This is a genomic window from Halobacillus faecis, assembly GCF_007991335.1.
Taxonomy (GTDB): Bacteria; Bacillota; Bacilli; order Bacillales; family Halobacillaceae; genus Halobacillus; species Halobacillus faecis.
Map to the genome: position 1 here is coordinate 285,992 of NZ_BJYD01000006.1, position 21,247 is coordinate 307,238.

The window sequence follows — 21,247 nt, forward strand, 5'->3', positions numbered from 1 at the left end:
GATGATGTCAGAATAAGATGTATTTCCGGGCTTCCAGCAACCCCGGCTCTCTGGGAATACAAGTACTTATTCCTTTATTCCTTTCATCGTGTTCGTATCATTTAATTTTCAATGCCTCGGATTCTACTCGGCTTTACTCTATTAACTCACGTGCGCTTGATTTTTGCTGTACACTTTGTATCCATCTGTAGTCGTTACTTTTCTGAACTCTGAAAGCAGGTGGTTCGTGACAACGCCTGGCTTCCCTTCTCCAACTTTTCGCTGATCGACTTCCACGACGGCGATGACTTCTGCCGCTGTGCCTGTTAAAAATACTTCATCCGCAACGTAAACATCGTGTCGCGTAAACGGCTGTTCCTTGACTTTGTAGCCTTTTTCTTCGGCTATATCAATAATGGCGTTACGTGTAATCCCTTCTAAAGCACCCAAATATGTCGGCGGAGTCATGATCGTTCCATTCTTTACGATAAAGATGTTATCGGCAGATCCCTCCGTCACATAGCCTTGGTCATTCAGCATAAGCGCTTCATCTACTCCGGCTTGATTGGCTTCCATTTTCACAAGGATATTATTCAAGTAATTCAACGATTTCACTTGGGGTGGTAACACGTCCGGTCGGTTTCTTCTGCTTGAAACAGATGCGAGCCGGACTCCGCGTTCATATAATTCTTTCGGAAACAAAGCGAGTGCTTCAGCAATGACAACCAAGCGTGGATTTGCACAGCTGGCCGGGTCCAGACCCAGATTGCCGGCGCCTCTGGAAACGACGACGCGTATATATGCGGTTTCCAACTGATTTCGGCGGACGGTTTCAGCGATAATCTCTTCGAGTTCCTCCTTGCTATGTGGAATCTCGAGCATGATCGACTTCGCTGAATCATAAAGACGGTTCAAGTGTTCATCAAGCTTAAAAATGTTGCCTTCGTATACGCGAATCCCTTCGAACACCCCATCTCCATATAAGAAACCATGATCATAAACGGAAACAACAGCTTCTTCTTTCTTCACGTATTCGCCGCTCATATAAATCCATTGGCTGCTCATTTTCAGCACTCCTTTCTTTTATAGTTTAATGTTTGAAATGATTAAAGAATGATAAAGAAAATGTGGACCCTTCTGGTAAGCAATGATCTTACATTTTCAGGGTCCCAATCTCAGGTCTTACGCATGAACCAACCGGACGATTGAAGCGATCGATGTGGTTGATTGAGGACTACTTTAAACCCATTTCGAGGGAAGGTCAACAGGTTTTTAGTAAATTTTCTGAACACTCAAAAGATTCTATGAATAGGTTAAGCGCTTACACCGTTGAGAGGCTTGACATCTCGTCTCTTTTTCTCTTTTCTTTTTTTCTTTTTTATCTCAAATGAGCGTGAATTCAACATGGAAACACACGAAAACATTCAGGCAATTATTCGCATTTTTTCTGCAAGAAACCACTTTTGTACATGGAATTCTCAAATGAAAAATAGTGGACATTCGCCCTGCCTTCAGAGCCCGTCCCTTCATACAGTGTCGTATAGGATTAAAAAAGGTGGTGAAAGATATGGGCTGGTATGGTGGCTGCGGCGGATACGGCGGCAACTACGGAAGCACTTTCGTTTTGATCGTTGTATTGTTCATCCTTTTGATTATCGTAGGAGCTTCTTTCTACAACTAAAACCTTTTCGTGTGAACCGCCTTTACCCGTTATAAGTGGTTCACACAAAAGCGGATCGTCAATATAGGGCTTTCCGCTAATCGGGTGTGCATAAAAAAGAACCAGAGGTCCTCACCACCTTCTGGTTCATTGTTCGTTATCTTTGCAATTGAAAGAATTCGATAGAGAAATTGTTTTCTCAATATAGGTTTGGTTATAATAGACGGCGAGACATATTCTCTACAACCTCTACCTGTAGAATGTCTCCCTCTTTCAATACCAGAGCGTAACCGCTCTGGTTTTTTTATGTAATTAAATGTTTATTATATCAATATAATGACTATACTCTTTTTTGTGGGCCGGTTTTCATCACGTAATTCATCGCCGCACACCGGCCTTCCTAAAATTACTTTTTAGATCACCAAGATCTTAGTTTAAATCATGCATAAAGAAGCGAGTCGCCTATACATAATAGCCGTCCGCTTCTTTTTAGTTCCGAAGACTTCTTTGGTCCGGAATTTCCGCGTTTTAATTTTCAAGTGCACACTCTCTTTGATACTCTAAGTTGATGAAAATTTGCTGCAACTCAGGCAAAGTCATCTCAATTGTCCTTTTTCCAAAGGCATCCTCTGTGTAACCTAAATCCCTCAATTGATCAATTAAATAATATCTTTCTTGATATGATCCTTCGGGTGGATAAACTGACATGAGCATCCAATCAACTCCTGCACAAAGATTATTTATATAAGTTCTTTCTACTCTCATACCCTTTATTCCTCTTTTAAATCACACAAAGTTATCTAAATTATCTGATTCCAACAAAAAATTACATAGAGGGTCCTCTAAAAAACCAGCAAAACACCAATTTCTAATAAGTTCTTTAATTTATTAAATTTTGTTAAGATCTTAACTTACATAAGCTCCCGTTTCTTGCATCATTTTACGTCCATTCGCAACATATGATCAGGCAAATAAAAAAACGCCCATAAGATGGACGTTTTTTCTCTATATGTTGCCGAAGAACTTCTCCGCTTTTTCTAAATACGGCTCTTCTTCAGGCATCAGCTCATACTCTTCGACAATTGCGTCTACCGGGCACACCGATACACACGCACCGCAGTCTATACATAAATCAGGGTTGATGTAGTATTGGTCTTCTCCTTTTTCAATGCAGTCGACAGGACAAACGTCGACGCACTCCCCGGCTTGCTCGCCCTGGCAAGGTTGTGTAATGACAAATGCCATATGTATCTCTCCCTATTTCCTTATTGTTATTAGTGTCTCGAAAAGCAAGGGGTTTTGTCAATCTTTCTACTTTTTATTCTATCAAAAACCTTAGACAGATGTTTAGAGAGAATGCCTATCCGTTTGCCAACGGAAACAGCGGCTAGTAGAATTGAAATAGCAATTGAAAGGCTGAGACTATGATGAAAACGCAGGATTTGGATTTCCTGCGTTTTTCTATTTTTCAATCCTGTCTCACTTTTATTGTTAGAAAAGGAAGGAGGGATGTCCATGTCATCATGGATACGACCTTTTCATCGTCTCATTGTATTGCTGGTTCTATCCATTTCAATACTTACCGGTTGCACCGAAACGCAGCCTGTAGAAGAAGAGCCTGAAAGTCAAACCGAACAATCACAAAGTTCCGAAGCAAATGCTTTCTCAGAAAAAGAGGAGGAAGCACCTCTAGAAAAGGAATCAATGGCATCTGATGAAGAAAATCAGCCAGGAGATGTTGATGCTACGGTTATGAACGTTGTGGACGGAGACACCATCGACATAAAGATCAACGGCAGAGAAGAACGCGTCCGTTTGTTACTCGTCGACACTCCTGAGACCGTTCATCCCGACAAGCCTGTTCAGCCTTTTGGACCTGAAGCCAGTGACTTTGCGAAAGAAAAGTTGACAGGGAAAGAAGTGCGTTTCGAATATGACGGTCCAAAGCGTGATCACTATGACCGCCTTCTTGGTTATGTCTGGGTAAATGGTAAGAATTTCAATCAACAATTACTAGAAAAAGGGCTTGCCCGCTACGCCTATGAGTATGACCCCCCCTACGTTCATTCAGCCGCTTTGAAGAATGCAGAAAAGCATGCCCAACAACAGGCGAAAGGAATCTGGAGTATCGAAGGTTATGTTACGGATGAGGGGTTTCGCGAAGACGAATCATCGAGAGTGGAGGAAATGCCAGCCTCCTCTCCGTATGAAGGTAATCTTCCCTTTGACCCTCAGGGACCGGACCGGGACTGTAGTGATTTTTCTTCCCAAGAATCCGCACAAGCCTTTTATGAAGCAGCAGGAGGGCCCGCCCACGATCCCCACAGACTAGATGGACACGATCAGGATGGTCTCGTTTGTGAAAGTTTGTAAGTGAATATGAATACCCGATCCTAGCGAAGGTTTCTTACATCGATGATCGGTAGAAGAGGGTCTCCTACCAGGAGGTCCTCTTCTTTTTATATCTTCCGTTCTTTAATCGCCTTAATTTTTTCAATATTATTGTAATTCATCCATAAACAAGGTAAAATCATGTAAATATAAGGAACTTTTTGATTTAAATGGAGGAAATTGATCCTTTTAAATCAATCCAATTTCATAATAGGGGGTCTTCAAATGAAAAAGTATTCATGGTTGATGTTCGTTCTCCTCTTCACAGTAAGCCTATTCTTGAGTGCTTGTGGTGAAAGTGGGACAAGCGGTTCCGCAGGAGAAGACGGCGGAAGTGATGGTGGCGAAGAAATGACAAACTTGACAATGGGTACAGGTAGCGTCGGAGGCGTTTACTATCCACTTGGAGGAGAAATGGCGAACCTTTTCGCAGACAATATTGACGCTGAGGGATTTGACGTTAGTTCTGTCGAATCTGGAGCTTCTGTTGAAAACATCGCCAAAATTCAATCCGGAGATTTCCAGTTGGGGATTGCCCAGAACACGACAATGATCAATGCTGTTGAAGGAAAGGGTGAATTTGAAGGAAAAGATGTCGGAAATGTTGGCGTCATCGGCTCCCTTTACCCAGAGGCCCTTCAAGTGGTCACACTGGATTCTACAGGGATTGAGTCCATAGAAGATCTTAAAGGTAAGAAAGTAGCGGTCGGTCCTCCAGGTGGAGCGACTCGGGAAGCTGCTGAGATGGTTCTTTCCGCTTATGGCATCGAAGAAGGCGACTATGAAGCGTTCGAAGAAGGATTTGGTGACGCGAAGAGTAAACTTCAAAACAATACAATCGACGCATCCTTCGCAGTTGTAGGGGTTCCATCCTCAACAACAGATGAACTAGACGCGGCTACAGGAGAAGTAAAATTCCTGAACATTGAAGGGGACGCTTTAGAAGAAGTCGTTGCCAACAGTCAGTATGAAGCCTATACGGTCGAACCAGGAACGTATGAATGGCAGGAAGAGCCTGTTGAAACCATTACTGCAATGGCGCTTCTCCTCGGTTCAACAAGCCAGGTCAGTGAAGATTTAGCATATGAAATGACAAAAACACTTTATGAAAATGCTGGCGATATGTCGATCGCTCAAGCGAAGCTTGTCACTCAGGATAGTGCTTTGACAGGTGCACAAGATCTTCCTCTTCACCCTGGAGCAGAGAAGTACTTTAAAGAAGCAGGAATTCTAGAATAGGTAGCAAATGGAACCGGACATTGTTTTTGTCCGGTTCTTTATAGCGCTGATTGAGAAATGAATGGAGGGAAAAGGCGTGACAAAAAAAGATAATAAGGAAGTTGACAAGCAAGAAATGATGAAAAAATACGATAAAGAGAGCACATTCCGCACAAACCTTGGAACCTGGGGTTGGGTGACTTTGATCCTTGGAAGCGCTCTGACTATTTTTCAGCTTTATACAGCCTACCGTGGCGCTTATGTTTCACTCATTCAGGGTGCGATTCACCTGGGCGCGGCTCTGTGCTTAGTCTACCTCCTCTATCCAATCAAATCTTCCTTGACGAGCAAACGCGGCATCCCATGGTATGACCTGATTTTTGCTGCAATCGCTCTCTATGCGAACTTTTATATCATACAAAATTATGACCGTCTAATAAACGAGGCCATTATATTCGGCTTCACCTATATGGATCAATTTGTCGCAACCGCTGGCATCCTTTTGTTACTTGAAGCGACAAGACGGGTCGTCGGACTTCCAATTGTTATCATAGCTATTCTCGCCCTGCTTTATGGAATGTTCGGGAACTTCATTCCTGTGATTGGTCACGCGGGAAATGACTGGCCGACACTAGCAACGAAGATGTTTTTCAGTTCCAGTGCTATTTTCGGTATTCCGATTCAAATATCATCCACCTATATTTTTCTATTCCTTTTTTTCGGAGTCATCCTTGTCAAAACGAACATTGGACAGTTTTTCAATGATCTCGCCCTTCGCTTAACAGGGAAATATACAGGCGGAACCGCCAAAGCGGCCGTCGCTGCCAGTGGGCTTCAGGGAATGGTGAGTGGAAGTTCTGTCGCCAATACCGTCGGCTCTGGATCATTCACGATCCCGATGATGAAAAATGCAGGGTTCAAACCTCACTTTGCGGCAGCCTCTGAAGCTTCTGCTTCAACCGGTGGGCAGCTCATGCCACCTATTATGGGTGCAGCAGCATTCATTATGGCCTCTTATACAGGCATCCCTTATAACGAAATTATCGTCATTGCGATCATTCCCGCCCTTTTGTATTTTTCAGGTGTATTCTTAGGTACACACTTCGAAGCAAGAAAACAAAACATCCGCGGGCTTTCAAAAGAAGAACTACCTAAAACCAATAATCTGGTCAAACGTCTAGACTTGTTCCTGCCGCTTGTCATTATTATCGGATTCTTACTTGCAGGACGTACTCCGACATATGCCGCTTTATTTGCAATCGTGACGGCTTTCGTTATCAGTTTTTTCCGTAAAGAAACACGCATGTCCTTAAAAGGAATCATTAAATTGCTTGAAGAAGGAGCCCGGGTCGCCCTCCCCGTTATTGCTGCCTGTGCGACTGCAGGAATCATTGCAGGAACCGTGACCACTACCGGTCTCGGACCTAAAATTGCAGGAGGAATCATCGATCTTGCCCAAGGGCAGTTCTTCCTTGTCATGTTCTTCACTATGATTGCCTGTATTATTTTAGGGATGGGGCTCCCAACGACAGCCAACTATGTCGTAACCGCTACCATGGCGGCTCCAGCCTTGTTAGCGTTTGATGTTCCCGTTATTGCTGTTCACATGTTTGTCTTCTATTTTGGAATTGTCGCAGATATCACACCTCCGGTTTGTCTCGCTGCTTATGCAGGGGCAGGTATTGCAGGAGCAAATCCGATGAAAGCTGGAGTGACCGCTGTAAAACTTGCGATTGCTGCGTTTATCATTCCGTATGTGTTCGTGACCAACCCGCTTTTATTGCTTCAGGGAGACGTCACTGCACTCAACTTATCCATCAGTGTCATTACGGCCTTATTAGGTATGGCAGCCATCAGCTCTGCACTGATTGGATATTTCGCCACGAAAGTCACGTGGGTTGAACGAATTGCCCTCGTCGCTTGTGGACTCATGCTCGTTTATCCGAATCTGGTCATTTCTCTCATCGGGTTAGGCGTCTTCGGGGCCATTGCTGTCTTCCAATATGTAAAAAACAAAAAAGACGATTCTCAGAAACAGGAAGCTGTCGTGTGAATCAAAACCAGGCCTTTTTACAAGGCCTGGTTTTTTCTTGATGTTTTCCCTTTTAGCCATGAATCACCTAGCTCATTAATGAATATAGCGGCTATGATCAAAACCACCCCCAACCATTGAATCAAAGAAACAGATTCTGCAAGGATGATCATAGATGAAACGATGGCAACAGGTAGTTCAATTGAACTCAAGACATTTGCTAGTCTTCCAGAAATCAATGGGGCTCCCTGAGCAAAAAATAATGGTGGAATGACCGCTCCAACTAAAGCCACCCCGCCCCCAATGCTCCATAACTGCATGTCGAATAGAGGCAGTGTTGGGAGGTCTTGAACAAATACAACCAGTACAAGAATCAACGAGCCGGTCACCATTAGAGCACTTCGTACAAGGGGATCGATGCTCGTTGCTACCTGTCCGCTGAAGAAGACAAAACCTGCATAAGAAAACCCTGAAAGCAGGCCAAGCAAAAGCCCTGCCAATGGAAGGCTGAAAAAACCTCCTCCAATCACACCCGACGCCAATACAACTCCAAAGAGAGTAACAGCCAATGAAAGAAAATTGATTTTTGTTGGAATAACTTTCGTAAAGATCCATTCGTAAATCATTCCAATCCATACGAATTGAAAAAGTAGAATAATGGCAATCGAGGCTGGTAAATACTGCATCGCACCATAATAGAAGATACTAGTCAAACCGACGGATGTGCCCGTCAGCATCATTTTGAAAAGATCACCCTTGCTTGTTCCTTTCAAGGATATCCTTTTGAAGGAGCTCATTCCCCATAAACAGACAAAGGCGATGAACATTTGCACAATGTTCAATTCTCCGAGGGTGTAGCCTAATGAAAAGCCTGTTTTCACGAAAATTGGTGTAAACCCAAAGCTTGCAGCCCCGATTAATACGAGAGTCATGCCTTTCCCCTTCATACACCATCCTCCTCTCTCCCATCCGAAATGTTTCTTTAATCCCTTTTCCATAAAAAAAGGCCCCTCTTTAAAAGAGCGGCCCTTTCTATGTGTCTTGAATTATACGATTCTCTTAATCAATCTTCCTAAAGTACGTGGAATGAATAAGAGAATATCTACGATCGTATGGATTACCGAGCGAATCAGTTTCATTTTCATTCCTCCTTTTTTGATTTATAAATAAATACCTCAAATAAAGTAAGATGAAACTTCGTACCGTTATTTAGGGTGAATTGTCCTATCCTCCCTCATTTAAAAGTCCTGACAGCGAGAGAACGACCGAAAGGGAACAACGGTTGCTTGATTATTTAAAAACGGACAAGTGATTCCTTTATCCCATACCAATATAACCCTTTCCGCCATAGTATAATTTTTCCATTACTACTAAAGTGGTATAGACAACTAGATTGTTTAATTCTATGATTGAATTATCTGAAAAAAGGAGGTCATGAATTGAAAAAGAAAACCGTATCCATTTTATTAACAACTGCTTTAGGAGCAACTCTATTCATTCCAAATTCAAGCCTTGCCTCACCTGGACCAAGTATTGAGAAAAGAGTGAAACCGAATGTCCATACAAACCAAAGAACTGTCCACCCCTTTTCATGGGATCAACCTGGACCTTCCTCACCAATCCTGCACCCTGGATCTGTACGAGGAGCGGGTATGAGAGAAGAGCCTTTACAAGCAATTGATCCTCTCTTAACTTCTGCTATTGAAGATCACGTTATGCCAGGGGCTGTTGCTCTTGTCGCAAGAAGGGGGCATATTGTTAAAGAGGATGCTTACGGATATGCCGTGAAGTATGAAGACGATGAGTTTACACCATCTGAAGATCCAATCCCCATGACGAAAGATACCATCTTTGACCTTGCTTCCATCAGCAAAATTTTCACTACAACCGCCGCCATGATCCTGTATGAACAGGACGCCTTCGAATTGGATGACCCTGTTGCGAAGCATCTCCCGGAATTTTCTGCGAATGGAAAGGAAAACGTAACGATTGAGCAACTTTTGACTCATACCTCAGGTTTCAAGCCATGGATCCCTCTTTACACCGTTGAAGGTGACAGAACCGATCGTTTACAACATGTCTTACAATATCCCCTTACTAATGAACCTGGTTCCACCTATACTTACAGTGACTTAAATATGATTACATTAGGAGCTCTCGTTGAACGGCTCTCAAATATGCGCTTAGATAAATTTGTAGAAAAAAACATTACCGACCCATTAAAAATGGAAGATACGATGTATAATCCAGGAGAGGAATTGAAACCACGCATTGCTGCAACGGAAGATCAACCTTGGACGAATCGCGGTCTTGTATGGGGAGAAGTACACGATGAAAGCGCCTGGTCACTGGATGGAGTAGCCGGTCATGCGGGAGTTTTCTCTACAGCAAACGATTTAGCAAAATTCGCGCACATGTTTCTCAATGAGGGTACATATGGGAACCAAAAAATTCTTGAGCCTCAAACCGTCAAGCTGCTCACAGAAAACCGCATCCCTCAGTTTGAAGGTGATGACCACGGGTTAGGATGGGAACTTCAACAAGGTTGGTATATGGATGCTCTCTCAAGCCCCCGAACATATGGGCATACGGGTTACACAGGAACATCCATCGTAGTAAATCCGGAAAATGAAACGATCGCTATCTTATTAACAAACCGTGTCCACCCAACAAGGGAAACGGTTTCTACAAACGGGGCTCGCAGAGGCTTTGCCCGTAAAGTAGCGGATGCCATCCCAATCCAAATGGATAAAAAAGCGACTCCATGGTTCTCAGGGTATGGGGATCACTTGGAGAACCAGTTGGAGGCAGAGGTAACCCTTGACGAATCGGCCACCCTGTCATTCCGCACATGGTTTGAAATCGAAAATGGTTATGACTTCGGAACATTAGAAGTTTCATCTGATGGAGAAACCTGGAATACACTGGATCAATATACAGGCGATAGTAACGGATGGGTCTCACAAAAGATCGCACTCCCATCAGACACGACTCATATCCGCTTCACTTATGAAACCGATGGAAGTGTGAACAACCGGGGATGGTACATCGATGATATAGAACTAAATGGAAAGCCAGTAGATGTAAGAAGCGATTCATGGGAAAAGAGATCCTACTAACGAATTTCTGATTAGTCCGACAAGTGGAGACACTTGCCGGACTTTATTTTTGATCATTCCCATCTTCATCGCCTTGATCAAGCATTCTAAAGTATTTCATAGTTTTCTTTTTCCTGGAAACGGTTAAGGATGGATATAGCCGAAAGGAGAGTGGAACATTGACAAAGCACAACAAGCTCGTTCGAGATCACATCCCTAACTTATTAAGAGATTCGGGGAAAAATATCCGCACTCGAACCCTTGATCACAAGGAGTATGATGATTCATTGAAACACAAATTGAGAGATGAAGTCGAAGAATATTTCAACACCGCTGAGAATAAAGATTCGTTGACGAAACTCGCAGACCTTTTGGAAGTCATTCACGCCTTATCTTATACACATGGAGCAACAATTGAAGAACTTGAGCATATTCGTCAACATCGCAGAAAAGAACGTGGAGCTTTTCATACCCGCACCATGCTTTTGGACATTGAAGACGAGTAATCACAAAAAAAGGGGATGGCCAGAGTGGCTATCCCCTTTTTTCCTATTAATCGATCGGATCTTTGGCCTTGCCATAACGAATGACATCATAAATCGCCATACCGTCACTCGGTTTGCCTTCCTCATTTCGATAAGGAAATAGAGAAAAGAAGATAAAGTACACAGAAAAATAAGAATACTGGTAGAAGAATAAATCCACAGGAAGGACCTCCTGTATGATTAATACATTTAACATCATGATGACCGCTAAATTAAAAAGACTTCCCGCAAGATAGATCGACACATGTGCCCATGTCTTATTGTAGGTAAGTTTTTCGTATTGACACCAGCCCTCCATAAAATACATACGCCTCACTTCCAAAGGCCCCACATGAAACAGCAGTTTTCCTGTCCCTATACAATAACGTATTCTCCCTCCGAATATACGGGCGACAACGACATGACCCGTTTCATGAACGAGCGTGACGAGAGGCAGAATGAGAAAAAAATTTATTATAAACATCGGGATGTCATTCAATGTAAACATAGGCATTCCTCCGTAATGGTGTGAATAGAAGTTCTGAAAAGACACCTTCCCTTTTCTGTAAAAAGATAACGTAAATGCAGAAAACTGCTTCCATAGCCTCAGTATGGTGACCATTGACGTAGGATGGTCTTGTTTCTCATGAAAGACCCCCGTCCCAAGTCCAAACATCCGCATACTATCTATCGTTTCTACCATTCGAAAATTTTGACTCTCATGCTTTCCATTTCTCCATTTCAGTGGCCTCCATTAGAAGTTCACCTGCAAATGTTTGTAAAATTTCAACATTCCTCATCCTGTTGTTTTAGCCTTCGATTTCGAGTATGATAGGAATAGCGATTTTTTTTAAAGAGGAGCGTATTTATGAAACGATCCATTTACGGATTGACGTTTGACCAACTGACTGATTGGCTTATAGATCATGGTGAGAAAAAGTTCCGCTCCAAGCAAGTATGGGACTGGCTCTACCAGAAGCGCGTAACAGACTTTTCACAAATGAAAAACGTGAATCAATCGTGCATCGACGTTCTCGATGAACATTTTACGATTGAGACACTTTCTGAAGAAATAAAACAAGAATCAAAAGATGGAACCGTCAAGTTTCTATTTAAATTGGATGATGGGAACGTCATAGAGACAGTTTTAATGCGTTTTAATTATGGCTTATCCGTGTGTGTCACAACACAGGTCGGCTGTAACATTGGCTGTTCCTTCTGTGCCAGTGGAATTCTGCGCAAGAGCCGAGACCTATCCAGCGGCGAAATTGTTGAGCAGATTATGCAAGTCCAACAACACCTGGACAAACAAGGCAACGATGAGCGTGTCAGCCACATCGTGGTCATGGGAATTGGTGAACCCTTCGATAACTACGACAACTTGATCGACTTCTTGAAAGTTGTCAACGATCAAAAAGGGCTGTCCATTGGAGCGCGTCACATCACCGTATCCACAAGTGGAATTGCACCGAAAATGTATGAGTTCGCTGATGAAGGCATCCAGATCAACCTGGCTCTTTCTATTCATGCACCAAACAACGAACTGCGTACTCAAATCATGAAAATCAACCGTGCTTATCCACTAGAAAAACTGATGCCGGCCATTGATTACTATCTGGAAAAGACGAACCGTCGGATTACCTTTGAGTACATTTTACTCAAAGACGTCAATGACCATAAGAAGGAAGCAGAAGAACTTGCGGAATTGTTGAAGGATAAACGACACTTATCCTACGTCAACTTGATCCCGTACAACCCGGTCGCTGACCACCCTTATGAGCGAAGTGAAAAAGAAGCGATTCTTACGTTCTACCAAACGTTGATGGACCGAGGAATTAAGTGCGGAGTGCGTACAGAACACGGTACCGACATCGATGCCGCCTGCGGACAGTTGCGCAGTAAGCAGATTGAAAAAGAAAAAGCACGCAAAAAGAAAAAGATGCAAACCAACTAAAAAGCATGAGGCTCCGGCCTCATGCTTTTTTTAACCCTTATAATTTTCTTCTATATAGCCGGTCATCTCTTCAACGTTTAAGTCCTGCCCTCTTACTCACTGCTGTACATTCTCTACCTCCCTCCCCTGGTTTTGGATTGTAATGAATATACCCATCATAATCTTTAGGAACATCGCCGTCCTGGCATTTTATGCTCTCCCATAATTGTTTCATACAAAACTGAAATAAATGGTTTTATTTGTAAGAATATAGGTAATATATGAATATACAAAAATATCCAAGGGGTGATGGGAATCTATCAAAAAGGAGTTTTTCCAGGATGAGAAAATTTTTAGCATTTCTTTTCGTTTTCACTTTAACTTTTGGCAGCGCAGGAGTTGTAAGTGCGGACAACCATGACGGAGACAAAGATTGCAGTGACTTTGATTCTACAGCAGAAGCTGAGCAGTATTGGAAAGAAAATGGATATGATGAAAACAATGATCCTGATGGTTTAGACCGTGACAAAGATGGCGTACCATGCGAAAGCTTAGGTGGCAGCTCTTCAGATGATGGATCAGGTGATTCAGAAGCAGAAGAAGAAGAATCGATGGATGATTCTGAAGAAAGTGAAACAACAGAAGAATCATCGGACGAAGAAGGTGGAGAGCTTCCAGAAACCGCAACGCCGTATGCTACATATGCGTTACTCGGGATGGGGCTGTTTTTATTGAGTGGCGGACTGTTGTTTGTACGTAGGGAAAATTAAATACCCATCCCCATCCCCCTCTTTAGCGGACCTTCATGGTTCGCTTATTTTTTTGATCTTGATCTTCTAACCTATGATTTAGAACAAAACAGGTCTATCCATTTCTAGGATAGACCTGTCATTATTTCTGTGCTAATCCATGCATAATGAAGTCAATCGTATCGTCGATTTCCTTATCGTCATCCCAGTTTAAATCGGGTGCAATAATAAAACGGGTGACTAGAAACCCGACTACGGCAGAGATAATCATACGTATGATGGAGGCATTCGGTATTTCTACAAGTTTTCCTTTATCTTTCAATTGATTCAATGCTTCCTCGAATTTGGGGAAGATTTCTTTAAGGAATACTTCCTGAAACTTTTCCTGAAGTTCAGGGTGAAAAGCCATTTCCTGGATGACAATGCGTAAAAGAGGAGCGTTCTCTTTGGCAAATTCAAAGCGATTCTTCAAAAGGGTCCGCAATAAACTTTCCAACTCCTCCGGAGGTTCTTCAAAAACTTTATTGGCGAAATGAGAAGCAAAGAAAGGCAAAGTGAACTTCGTCATAAATGGGGTCACGATGGAGATCAAGAGCTCTTTCTTCGTTTTATAATGACGAAAAATCGTCCCTTCGGCCACATTCGCTTTTGCTGCAATTTCACTGGTGGAAGAAGAAGCGTACCCCTTTTCCGCAAAAATCTCTACGGCAGCTTTTAAAATTTGTTCCTGTTTCGGTGTTAACTTTCGATCTTTCTCTGTCGTCTGTTCTAATGTTTCCACCATTTTCTTAAAGTCAGTCATTCTTCCATCCTCCTCGAAGTCCATTCTCCCATTATAAACGTCGATGCTTCTTCAATGCGAATATATTCAATGTCGTGAACAACGCTGTAAACCCGAGTAGAATATAAATTTCCAGTTGGATATCCGCGAAAGAGGCTTGGCGCAGCATAATCCCTCTCATAGCTTCTGCCCCATATGTTAAAGGCATCATCTGACCTATGACCTGTACCCATGTTCCAAGCCCCTCTGTCGGGAATAAACCGGAGAAGAACACCTGGGGAACAATGATCAAAGGAATGAATTGAATCATCTGAAATTCATTCTTAGCAAATGCGGATACCAGTGTACCAAGGCTCAAAGCCGCTAGAGCAAGTAATATAGTAACCATGAGTACATAAAAGAAATTCCCTTCCATGAACACCCCCAGGATGTAGATGGAAAAGGAGGCAATCACGACTGATTGGAGGATTGTGAACAGTCCAAATCCTGCGAGATAGCCAAACACGATTTCAAATCGTTTGATAGGGGTAGCCAACAATCGTTCCAACGTCCCCTGTGTACGTTCTCTTAAAAAAGAAATCCCGCCTACAATAAATACGAAGAAAAAGACGAAAAAACCGATGAGGACTGGCCCCACGTAGTCAAATAAGCCGAGATCCTCTGAACCATGGTAAAACTCCACATCCACTGTATTCTGCTGATTCGCCCGCAAGGATTGCAATTCTTTTTGGATGGCCCCAGCAGCGTTTGGATCACTTCCCTCTAGAAGCAGGGATATTTCCTGATTTTTAAAATATATCACAGCATCCAACGTCCCCTCCTCCAGCTTTTCTTCTGCTTTAGTGGAAGACATTGTTTCAACAACAAGGGTATCAGACGACAATTTTTCAAGCATCGATTCTGGAACGTTGACGGCTCCTAATTCCAGGTTGGATTCGTCATGATCCAGTACCATCCACATGAGTGACAAGACGAGGAGTGGCGCCACCACCATCAGGGCTACACTTCTTTTATCCCGTTTAAATTGGAGAAGAATTCTTTTCATGACATGGAAGGTATTCATTTTGTTTCACCTCCGTAATGCAAAAACACGTCTTCCATAGACGACACATTCACTTTTTCCTTCAACCTTTCCGGAGTATCCATAGCGATCATTTTTCCATTTCTGAGCAGAGCCAGACGATCGCACTTCTCCGCCTCGTCCATGACGTGGGTGGTAACAATGATCGTAACCCCCTTATGCTTCAAATCATTCAGTTCATTCCAAATCGACTGCCGTAAGACAGGATCGATACCAACCGTAGGTTCATCAAGAATAATCATTTCCGGTTCATGGACGAGAGCTGCAGCTAGAGACAAACGCCTTTTCATCCCTCCAGAAAATGTTTCGACGGGCTGATCTTTAGAAGAGGATAAGTCAACCATTTCAAGTACTTCCCTGATTCTTTCCCTTCTCTTCTTTCTTGATAGGTGATAAATGGAGGCGAAGAAATCCAGGTTTTCCCATGCCGTCAGTTCTTGATAAAGAGCATCTGACTGGGCCATGAACCCAAAGTTCTTCATCTGCGAAAGATGCTGCAAATCGGACCCATGAAGGGAAATGGTTCCTTCTGAAGGCTGTAGGATTCCTGCCATCAACTTTACAAGGGTGGTTTTTCCTGCTCCTGAAGGGCCCAACAATCCAAAAATCTCACCTTTTTGAATGGAAAGATTCACCTGGTCAATAATCATATTTTTACCGTACCGTTGTATAACGCTTTTCATTTCAACCATCGTACTCAATTCAACCCCTCCTAAGTGAGTGATTACTCACTTTAATTATACATCGCTTCCTGCACATGTAAAGAGAGAAATAATCCTTTCGCTTCATTGCTCCTTAAAGCGCGTTTCGAAGGATGGCCACTTATTTCAAAAAAACGGTTTATTCTGTTCAATCAATATTTAATATTAGATATCCATCCGCATTTTCAACTGCTATAATATTCTCAACCACTAAGGGAATGTCTGTTCGTAAATATGAAAGGGGTAAAACGTTGAAAAACCATCAAGATCGCATTTCCCTTTACTATCTGTTTTCAGGAATAATACTCACTTTGTTTTTTGGAGTCATTTTTTTGGCAGGATGGCTGACAGGTGCGGACTGGAGCACCTATTCCATTGAATTCAGTTGGAGTATGTTGAATACCGATACGCTTAAAGACATATTCACAAACTGATTCCAGGTTCTATTTTGGAAGCTTGTTCGATACAATACATCGATCATCTTTTGGAGGAGAAGTTCATGGAAGATTGGATCATTTGGATGATGGAACAGTTCGGGTATCTAGGGGTTTATGCATTGATGGCGATTGAAAATCTCTTCCCCCCTATTCCATCTGAAGTTATTTTGCCGCTTAGTGGGTTTATGACGGTACGGACGGATTTAACGATAACAAGTGTCATCATTTATGCGACTACGGGTTCTCTGACAGGGTCTCTTCTACTTTATGGAATCGGGATGTCCATCAGCAGAGACAAACTGGAAGAGTGGGTGGAACGTCACGGAAAATATGTGCGCCTTACGAAAGCAGATGTGAACAAAGCTTTCCACTGGTTTGAAACTTATGGATATTGGGCCATCTTTTTTTGCCGTATGCTTCCACTTGTCAGAAGTTTCATTTCCATACCTGCAGGAATGGCCCGTTTCTCCATTGTTCCTTTTCTTTTCCTTACCTTTTCGGGAAGTTTGATTTGGAATACAGCCCTGATCTACACAGGTGCCATTCTCGGAGATTCCTGGCGCGATATTGTGCATTATATGAAGGTGTACTCCTTATGGACGTATGTCATCATCGTCGTTGTTGCTTTCCTTACCATCTGGTGGATGCGTAAAGGGAAAGGTATTCGCTTATGGAGATAATGGAATTTATTAAAGTCGTGATCCTTGGCATGTTTGAAGGTTTGACAGAGTTTGCGCCCGTTTCTTCAACCGGGCACATGATTCTGGTAGATGAAATGTGGCTGAAAACGGACTTGTTTTTAGGAGACTATGTGGCGAATACCTTTAAAGTGTTTATTCAGTTGGGATCTATTCTTGCCGTCGTAGTCATTTTTCGGAAGCGATTCAGGGAACTATTGATATCCTCACAGAAACGTAAAGGCGCCCGTTTAAAATGGTCCCATATCATCATAGGCCTCCTCCCCGCAGCTATTTTAGGTTTCCTTTTTGAAGGGTACATTGATGAATATTTGTTTACTCTCGAGACGGTTTTAATTGGATTGGGAGCTGGAGCTGTGTTCATGATTGCTGCTGATCTGCACCAACCGAAAGAATGGAAAGAAACGGTCGATCAAATCAGCCACACCCAAGCTTTCACAATAGGAATCTTTCAATGTCTATCACTGTGGCCTGGCTTTTCACGTTCTGGTGCTACGATATCAGCAGGTGTGTTCATGGGGCTGAGCCACAGAGCTGCAGCAGATTTCACTTTCATCATGGCTGTCCCCATCATGCTGGGTGCTAGTGTCCTATCCATTGTAAATAACCTGACCTACTTCCAATGGACGGCTGTCCCTTACTTTGCCGCCGGCTTCCTGAGTGCTTTTCTTTTCGCTCTTTTGTCGATTCGTTTCTTTCTGAAACTGATCAATCATGTGAAATTAATTCCATTCGCAATCTACCGTTTCCTATTAATCGTAGTCATCTGCTTTCTATATTTCTAAGTTAAAAAAAGACTGAGCAATAAATGCTCAGTCTTTTTTTCCATCTTCTTTTTTCTCTAAAAAATACTTAACTCCTGCAACCGTACCGATCCCAAGCAGAGCATACTTCAACCCTTCCACCGTTGCTGAAGGAGAGATGCCTTGCTGCCAATAGGAAAAAACAACTCCTAAGACGACAGCGATGATAGGGATGTATCGGTTTGGCACACGCTTAGTCTGCCTCATCGCATACAACAATACAGCAAGTCCCGCATATGGGGTGAAGTCCGTCATGAAGTCCATGGATTGATCTCCTCTAATATAGAATAAGAGCTTATTCTATATTATTCATGATGCGAGACTAGAAGTACTTTCTGCAAAAAATAACGCCCCGCCCCTCCCATGGGACAAGACGTTATTTTTTATGAAACGAACGATTTCGGCCCTAGGGCTTTCTCGACTTCCATGTAGTCCAGGCCATGCGCTTCTGCCACTTCACGGTAAGTCACACTGCCATTTACGACATTTACACCTTTTAGTAAAGCAGAATTTTCGATACATGCCTTTTGAAAACCTTTGTTTGCAATCTGAATCGCATAAGGAACGGTGACATTTGTGAGCGCAAGCGTGGATGTCTGTGGAACGGCTCCCGGCATATTGCCAACCGCATAATGGACAACTCCATGTTTTACATAAGTCGGATCGTCATGGGTCGTGACATGGTCGACCGTTTCGACGATGCCACCCTGATCGACAGCAACATCCACGATGACACTCCCCCGAGTCATCGACTTCACCATATCTTCTGTTACAAGTTTAGGCGCTTTGGCTCCTGGAATCAAAACGGCGCCTATGACCAGATCAGATTCTTTAACAGCCTCGCTCAAATTCAATGGATTAGACATCAGGGTATTGATGGATGAGCCGAATAGATCATCCAGCTGCCTGAGCCGATCTGGACTAAGGTCAATCATGGTTACGTCCGCACCCAGACCTATGGCGATCTTTGCAGCGTTTGTCCCTACGACACCCCCGCCGATAATCGTCACCTTCCCGCGCTTCACTCCTGGAACTCCGCCAAGAAGAATGCCTTTACCACCATGGGTGCGCTCTAAATATTGCGCACCTTTTTGTGTTGCCATTCTTCCAGCCACTTCACTCATTGGTGTAAGCAGGGGCAGAGACCCATTTTCAGCCTGAACCGTTTCATAAGCAATGGCGACTACTTTTTTCTCTGCCAAAGCTTTTGTCAATTCTTCATCTGCTGCAAGATGAAGGTACGTAAATAAAATTAAACCTTCATAAAAGTAACGATACTCTTCAGCAAGCGGCTCCTTGACCTTCAAGACCATCTGCTGTGCCCAAGCTTCTGCAGCCGTCCCTACAATCTTCACTCCAACTTCTTCATATTGCTGATCAGAAAAACCAGAGCGATCCCCAGCTTTTGACTCTAAGTAAACTTCATGTCCTTCATTGATTAGATTCACCGCACCCGCAGGAGTGATGGCTACGCGGTTTTCACTGTTTTTAATCTCTTTCGGTATCCCTATCCGCATTCAAGGAACCTCCCATCAAGAACTTATCGACTCAATCGCCTCTACCACAGTATCCAGCAGGAAAGTCAAATCCTCTTCATCAATAGACAAAGGAGGGGATAATGTAATGACATTATTGAATCCAGCCACTGTCATCCCATTTTTGCCGATCAATATTCCTTTGTTTTTGCAATAGCTGATGATTTGGTTCACTTTATCCACAGCCAGTGGTTCCTTCGTTTCCTTGCTTTCCACCATTTCAATACCAATGAGCAAGCCCTTCCCTCGCACATTTCCCACATGGTTATGGGTTTGAAGACGTGTGTTCAAATCATTTTTTGCTGCCTCTCCTAAATCATGTGAACGCTCAAACAAGTTTTCTCTTTCCATAATTTCTATATTCTTGAGTGCAACCGCACAAGCTGCTGGATGGCCTCCGAAGGTATTAATATGACGGAAGAAGTCATACGTATCATCTCCACAAAAGGCTTCATACACTTCCCGCTTTACGGCCGTTGCTGATAGAGGAAGATACGCACTCGTAATCCCTTTCGCCATCGTAATAATATCCGGTTTCACTCCATAGTTCATAAAACCGAACGGCTTACCCGTGCGTCCGAATCCACAAATCACCTCATCCACGATCATGAGGGCTCCATGTTTCTTACAAATGGCTTGAACTTCTTTCATATACTGCTCAGGAGGTACGATCACTCCACCACCAGTAATGATTGGCTCCATGATTACCCCGGCAATGGACTCGCTATATTCCCAAGTCATTACATCATCAATTTCCTTTGCTCCAAAACGGTCTTTTTCACTATGTTCATTCCGATACTCATCAGGTGGAGCGACATGCAAAAAACCAGGGCCGAGAGGTTCATACTTATACTTTCGCTGTGCTTGGCCCGTGGCAGCTAACGCGCTTGTGGAATTCCCATGATAAGCTCTGTACCTTGAAATGAACTTCGTTCGATAATGGTCCCCTTTTTGCTGATGATATTGGCGAACCATTTTAAACGCAGCCTCATTCGCTTCCGATCCACTATTTGAGAAAAAAACAACATAATCATCCCCAAGAAGCTGGTTGATTTTTTCTCCTAATTGAATGGCTGCTTCATGACTTTGTGTAAGCGGCATATAAGAAAGATCCTTAATTTGTTCATAAGCTGCTTTCGCAAGCTCCTCCCGCCCATAACCAACGTTCACACACCATAAGCCTGACATCGCATCCAAGTATCGATTGCCATCTATATCGGTGATCCAGGAACCTTTCGCACTTTTGGCTACCATTGTTGAATCAGGGTTATAGGGTTTCATGGAGTGCCATACATACTTCTCGTCTTTTGAAAGCAATTCACTCTTTACATCAGCTTTAGTCAACGGAGATTCCTCCTTAATGGTCTTTCATTAGAATTATCTTAATTATCTAACATTTTAGTTGCGCTTTCATTAGACATTGTGTCAAACCGTCATCTCCCCACTTTCACATAATGACAAGAGCACTTATTGAACAATCTGGCAGGATTGTGGAAGACTCAGTTCCGAGATGTTTCCAGGGTTCGTTGCCTTGTTGGGCGTCAAGGGTGGCTGGGAAGCTACTCGCTTTCCTGTGGGGGAGTGGCGAGCTTCCTCGGGCTAACGCCCAGCGGGATCTCGCCTATCT

The 21,247-nt window shown here is 43.1% G+C and carries 22 protein-coding genes; 11 read left to right on the forward strand and 11 right to left on the reverse strand.

Annotation, left to right across the window (positions count from 1 at the left end):
* Positions 1 to 141: 141 nt before the first annotated feature.
* Positions 142 to 1,044, reverse strand: a complete 903-nt coding sequence (gene ilvE / locus HFA01_RS05310) for a branched-chain-amino-acid transaminase (RefSeq protein WP_146813955.1) — start codon at positions 1,042 to 1,044, stop codon at positions 142 to 144.
* Between the two features lie 502 nt (positions 1,045 to 1,546).
* On the opposite strand from ilvE, the gene HFA01_RS05315 reads away from it, so the two are divergent.
* Complete coding sequence (locus HFA01_RS05315) at positions 1,547 to 1,660, forward strand: YjcZ family sporulation protein (protein WP_146814020.1); 114 nt, start codon at positions 1,547 to 1,549, stop codon at positions 1,658 to 1,660.
* A 507-nt stretch (positions 1,661 to 2,167) separates the two neighbouring features.
* On the opposite strand, the gene HFA01_RS05320 is transcribed toward HFA01_RS05315, so the two are convergent.
* Positions 2,168 to 2,404 (reverse strand): hypothetical protein, encoded by a 237-nt coding sequence (locus HFA01_RS05320; protein WP_146813957.1) that lies wholly within the window; start codon positions 2,402 to 2,404, stop codon positions 2,168 to 2,170.
* A 240-nt stretch (positions 2,405 to 2,644) separates the two neighbouring features.
* Entirely contained in the window at positions 2,645 to 2,884 is a 240-nt protein-coding gene (locus HFA01_RS05325; RefSeq protein WP_146813959.1) for a ferredoxin family protein, read from the reverse strand.
* 270 nt (positions 2,885 to 3,154) lie between these two features.
* Between HFA01_RS05325 and HFA01_RS05330 the strand changes: the two genes are divergently transcribed.
* The 3 genes from HFA01_RS05330 to HFA01_RS05340 all read left to right on the forward strand — a co-directional run bounded on the left by HFA01_RS05330 (position 3,155) and on the right by HFA01_RS05340 (position 7,301).
* Positions 3,155 to 4,012 (forward strand): thermonuclease family protein, encoded by an 858-nt coding sequence (locus HFA01_RS05330; RefSeq protein ID WP_146813961.1) that lies wholly within the window; start codon positions 3,155 to 3,157, stop codon positions 4,010 to 4,012.
* Between the two features lie 243 nt (positions 4,013 to 4,255).
* The gene (locus tag HFA01_RS05335; protein ID WP_146813963.1) at positions 4,256 to 5,269 is read left to right on the forward strand and encodes a TAXI family TRAP transporter solute-binding subunit; all 1,014 of its coding nucleotides are present in this window, start codon (positions 4,256 to 4,258) and stop codon (positions 5,267 to 5,269) included.
* Between the two features lie 61 nt (positions 5,270 to 5,330).
* Complete coding sequence (locus HFA01_RS05340) at positions 5,331 to 7,301, forward strand: TRAP transporter permease (protein WP_146813965.1); 1,971 nt, start codon at positions 5,331 to 5,333, stop codon at positions 7,299 to 7,301.
* 17 nt (positions 7,302 to 7,318) lie between these two features.
* Here HFA01_RS05340 and HFA01_RS05345 read toward each other — a convergent pair whose 3' ends face one another.
* Entirely contained in the window at positions 7,319 to 8,227 is a 909-nt protein-coding gene (locus tag HFA01_RS05345) for an EamA family transporter (protein ID WP_146813967.1), read from the reverse strand.
* A gap of 492 nt (positions 8,228 to 8,719) precedes the next feature.
* Here HFA01_RS05345 and HFA01_RS05350 point away from each other — a divergent pair, with 492 nt between their 5' ends.
* Entirely contained in the window at positions 8,720 to 10,399 is a 1,680-nt protein-coding gene (locus HFA01_RS05350) for a serine hydrolase domain-containing protein (RefSeq protein ID WP_174787803.1), read from the forward strand.
* A gap of 158 nt (positions 10,400 to 10,557) precedes the next feature.
* Positions 10,558 to 10,884: a nucleoside triphosphate pyrophosphohydrolase gene (locus HFA01_RS05355; RefSeq protein WP_146813969.1), complete on the forward strand. Its 327-nt coding sequence runs from the start codon at positions 10,558 to 10,560 to the stop codon at positions 10,882 to 10,884.
* A 46-nt stretch (positions 10,885 to 10,930) separates the two neighbouring features.
* Here HFA01_RS05355 and HFA01_RS05360 read toward each other — a convergent pair whose 3' ends face one another.
* Entirely contained in the window at positions 10,931 to 11,410 is a 480-nt protein-coding gene (locus HFA01_RS05360; RefSeq protein ID WP_146813971.1) for a site-2 protease family protein, read from the reverse strand.
* Between the two features lie 360 nt (positions 11,411 to 11,770).
* Between HFA01_RS05360 and rlmN the strand changes: the two genes are divergently transcribed.
* Together rlmN and HFA01_RS05370 are read left to right on the forward strand one after the other, a co-directional pair.
* Complete coding sequence (gene rlmN / locus HFA01_RS05365; RefSeq protein ID WP_146813973.1) at positions 11,771 to 12,856, forward strand: dual-specificity RNA methyltransferase RlmN; 1,086 nt, start codon at positions 11,771 to 11,773, stop codon at positions 12,854 to 12,856.
* A gap of 320 nt (positions 12,857 to 13,176) precedes the next feature.
* Positions 13,177 to 13,605 carry an excalibur calcium-binding domain-containing protein gene (locus HFA01_RS05370; protein ID WP_167506171.1) on the forward strand — a complete coding sequence of 143 codons (429 nt, stop codon included), beginning with the start codon at positions 13,177 to 13,179 and terminating at the stop codon, positions 13,603 to 13,605.
* A 121-nt stretch (positions 13,606 to 13,726) separates the two neighbouring features.
* On the opposite strand, the gene HFA01_RS05375 is transcribed toward HFA01_RS05370, so the two are convergent.
* Genes HFA01_RS05375 through ccmA form a run of 3 tightly spaced genes read right to left on the reverse strand, consistent with a single transcriptional unit; the run spans position 13,727 to position 16,138 of the window.
* Positions 13,727 to 14,386, reverse strand: a complete 660-nt coding sequence (locus tag HFA01_RS05375) for a TetR/AcrR family transcriptional regulator (protein WP_146813977.1) — start codon at positions 14,384 to 14,386, stop codon at positions 13,727 to 13,729.
* Positions 14,387 to 14,417: 31 nt separating this feature from the next.
* Entirely contained in the window at positions 14,418 to 15,428 is a 1,011-nt protein-coding gene (locus HFA01_RS05380) for an ABC transporter permease (protein ID WP_146813979.1), read from the reverse strand.
* Entirely contained in the window at positions 15,425 to 16,138 is a 714-nt protein-coding gene (gene ccmA, locus HFA01_RS05385) for a heme ABC exporter ATP-binding protein CcmA (RefSeq protein ID WP_146814024.1), read from the reverse strand. The genes HFA01_RS05380 and ccmA overlap by 4 nt, the downstream gene beginning before the upstream one ends.
* A 260-nt stretch (positions 16,139 to 16,398) precedes the next feature.
* On the opposite strand from ccmA, the gene HFA01_RS05390 reads away from it, so the two are divergent.
* The 3 genes from HFA01_RS05390 (at position 16,399) to HFA01_RS05400 (ending at position 18,067) form a co-directional block, all read left to right on the forward strand.
* Positions 16,399 to 16,581 carry a hypothetical protein gene (locus tag HFA01_RS05390; RefSeq protein WP_146813981.1) on the forward strand — a complete coding sequence of 61 codons (183 nt, stop codon included), beginning with the start codon at positions 16,399 to 16,401 and terminating at the stop codon, positions 16,579 to 16,581.
* 65 nt (positions 16,582 to 16,646) lie between these two features.
* Positions 16,647 to 17,264: a DedA family protein gene (locus HFA01_RS05395; RefSeq protein ID WP_146813983.1), complete on the forward strand. Its 618-nt coding sequence runs from the start codon at positions 16,647 to 16,649 to the stop codon at positions 17,262 to 17,264.
* On the forward strand, positions 17,255 to 18,067 hold the full coding sequence (locus HFA01_RS05400) for an undecaprenyl-diphosphate phosphatase (RefSeq protein WP_146813986.1): 813 nt from the start codon (positions 17,255 to 17,257) through the stop codon (positions 18,065 to 18,067). The genes HFA01_RS05395 and HFA01_RS05400 overlap by 10 nt, the downstream gene beginning before the upstream one ends.
* 27 nt (positions 18,068 to 18,094) lie before the next feature.
* Here the strand turns inward: HFA01_RS05400 and HFA01_RS05405 are convergent, their stop codons facing one another.
* The 3 genes from HFA01_RS05405 to HFA01_RS05415 all read right to left on the reverse strand — a co-directional run bounded on the left by HFA01_RS05405 (position 18,095) and on the right by HFA01_RS05415 (position 20,964).
* Positions 18,095 to 18,349 carry a phage holin family protein gene (locus HFA01_RS05405; RefSeq protein WP_146813988.1) on the reverse strand — a complete coding sequence of 85 codons (255 nt, stop codon included), beginning with the start codon at positions 18,347 to 18,349 and terminating at the stop codon, positions 18,095 to 18,097.
* Between the two features lie 119 nt (positions 18,350 to 18,468).
* The gene (gene ald / locus HFA01_RS05410) at positions 18,469 to 19,602 is read right to left on the reverse strand and encodes an alanine dehydrogenase (RefSeq protein ID WP_146813990.1); all 1,134 of its coding nucleotides are present in this window, start codon (positions 19,600 to 19,602) and stop codon (positions 18,469 to 18,471) included.
* Between the two features lie 15 nt (positions 19,603 to 19,617).
* A complete protein-coding gene (locus HFA01_RS05415) occupies positions 19,618 to 20,964 on the reverse strand; it encodes an aspartate aminotransferase family protein (RefSeq protein ID WP_146813993.1) in 1,347 nt (448 codons plus the stop codon).
* Positions 20,965 to 21,247: the final 283 nt, after the last annotated feature.

Coding starts and splice junctions, on each gene's coding strand:
- HFA01_RS05375 (WP_146813977.1), bottom strand. CDS start 14,386: ATGACTGACTTTAAGAAAATGGTGGAAACATTAGAACAGACGACAGAG.
- HFA01_RS05395 (WP_146813983.1), top strand. CDS start 16,647: ATGGAAGATTGGATCATTTGGATGATGGAACAGTTCGGGTATCTAGGG.
- HFA01_RS05405 (WP_146813988.1), bottom strand. CDS start 18,349: ATGGACTTCATGACGGACTTCACCCCATATGCGGGACTTGCTGTATTG.
- ccmA (WP_146814024.1), bottom strand. CDS start 16,138: ATGGTTGAAATGAAAAGCGTTATACAACGGTACGGTAAAAATATGATT.
- rlmN (WP_146813973.1), top strand. CDS start 11,771: ATGAAACGATCCATTTACGGATTGACGTTTGACCAACTGACTGATTGG.
- HFA01_RS05330 (WP_146813961.1), top strand. CDS start 3,155: ATGTCATCATGGATACGACCTTTTCATCGTCTCATTGTATTGCTGGTT.
- HFA01_RS05370 (WP_167506171.1), top strand. CDS start 13,177: ATGAGAAAATTTTTAGCATTTCTTTTCGTTTTCACTTTAACTTTTGGC.
- HFA01_RS05345 (WP_146813967.1), bottom strand. CDS start 8,227: ATGAAGGGGAAAGGCATGACTCTCGTATTAATCGGGGCTGCAAGCTTT.
- HFA01_RS05380 (WP_146813979.1), bottom strand. CDS start 15,428: ATGAATACCTTCCATGTCATGAAAAGAATTCTTCTCCAATTTAAACGG.
- HFA01_RS05320 (WP_146813957.1), bottom strand. CDS start 2,404: ATGAGAGTAGAAAGAACTTATATAAATAATCTTTGTGCAGGAGTTGAT.
- HFA01_RS05315 (WP_146814020.1), top strand. CDS start 1,547: ATGGGCTGGTATGGTGGCTGCGGCGGATACGGCGGCAACTACGGAAGC.
- ald (WP_146813990.1), bottom strand. CDS start 19,602: ATGCGGATAGGGATACCGAAAGAGATTAAAAACAGTGAAAACCGCGTA.
- HFA01_RS05360 (WP_146813971.1), bottom strand. CDS start 11,410: ATGTTTACATTGAATGACATCCCGATGTTTATAATAAATTTTTTTCTC.
- ilvE (WP_146813955.1), bottom strand. CDS start 1,044: ATGAGCAGCCAATGGATTTATATGAGCGGCGAATACGTGAAGAAAGAA.
- HFA01_RS05335 (WP_146813963.1), top strand. CDS start 4,256: ATGAAAAAGTATTCATGGTTGATGTTCGTTCTCCTCTTCACAGTAAGC.
- HFA01_RS05325 (WP_146813959.1), bottom strand. CDS start 2,884: ATGGCATTTGTCATTACACAACCTTGCCAGGGCGAGCAAGCCGGGGAG.
- HFA01_RS05340 (WP_146813965.1), top strand. CDS start 5,331: ATGGAGGGAAAAGGCGTGACAAAAAAAGATAATAAGGAAGTTGACAAG.
- HFA01_RS05400 (WP_146813986.1), top strand. CDS start 17,255: ATGGAGATAATGGAATTTATTAAAGTCGTGATCCTTGGCATGTTTGAA.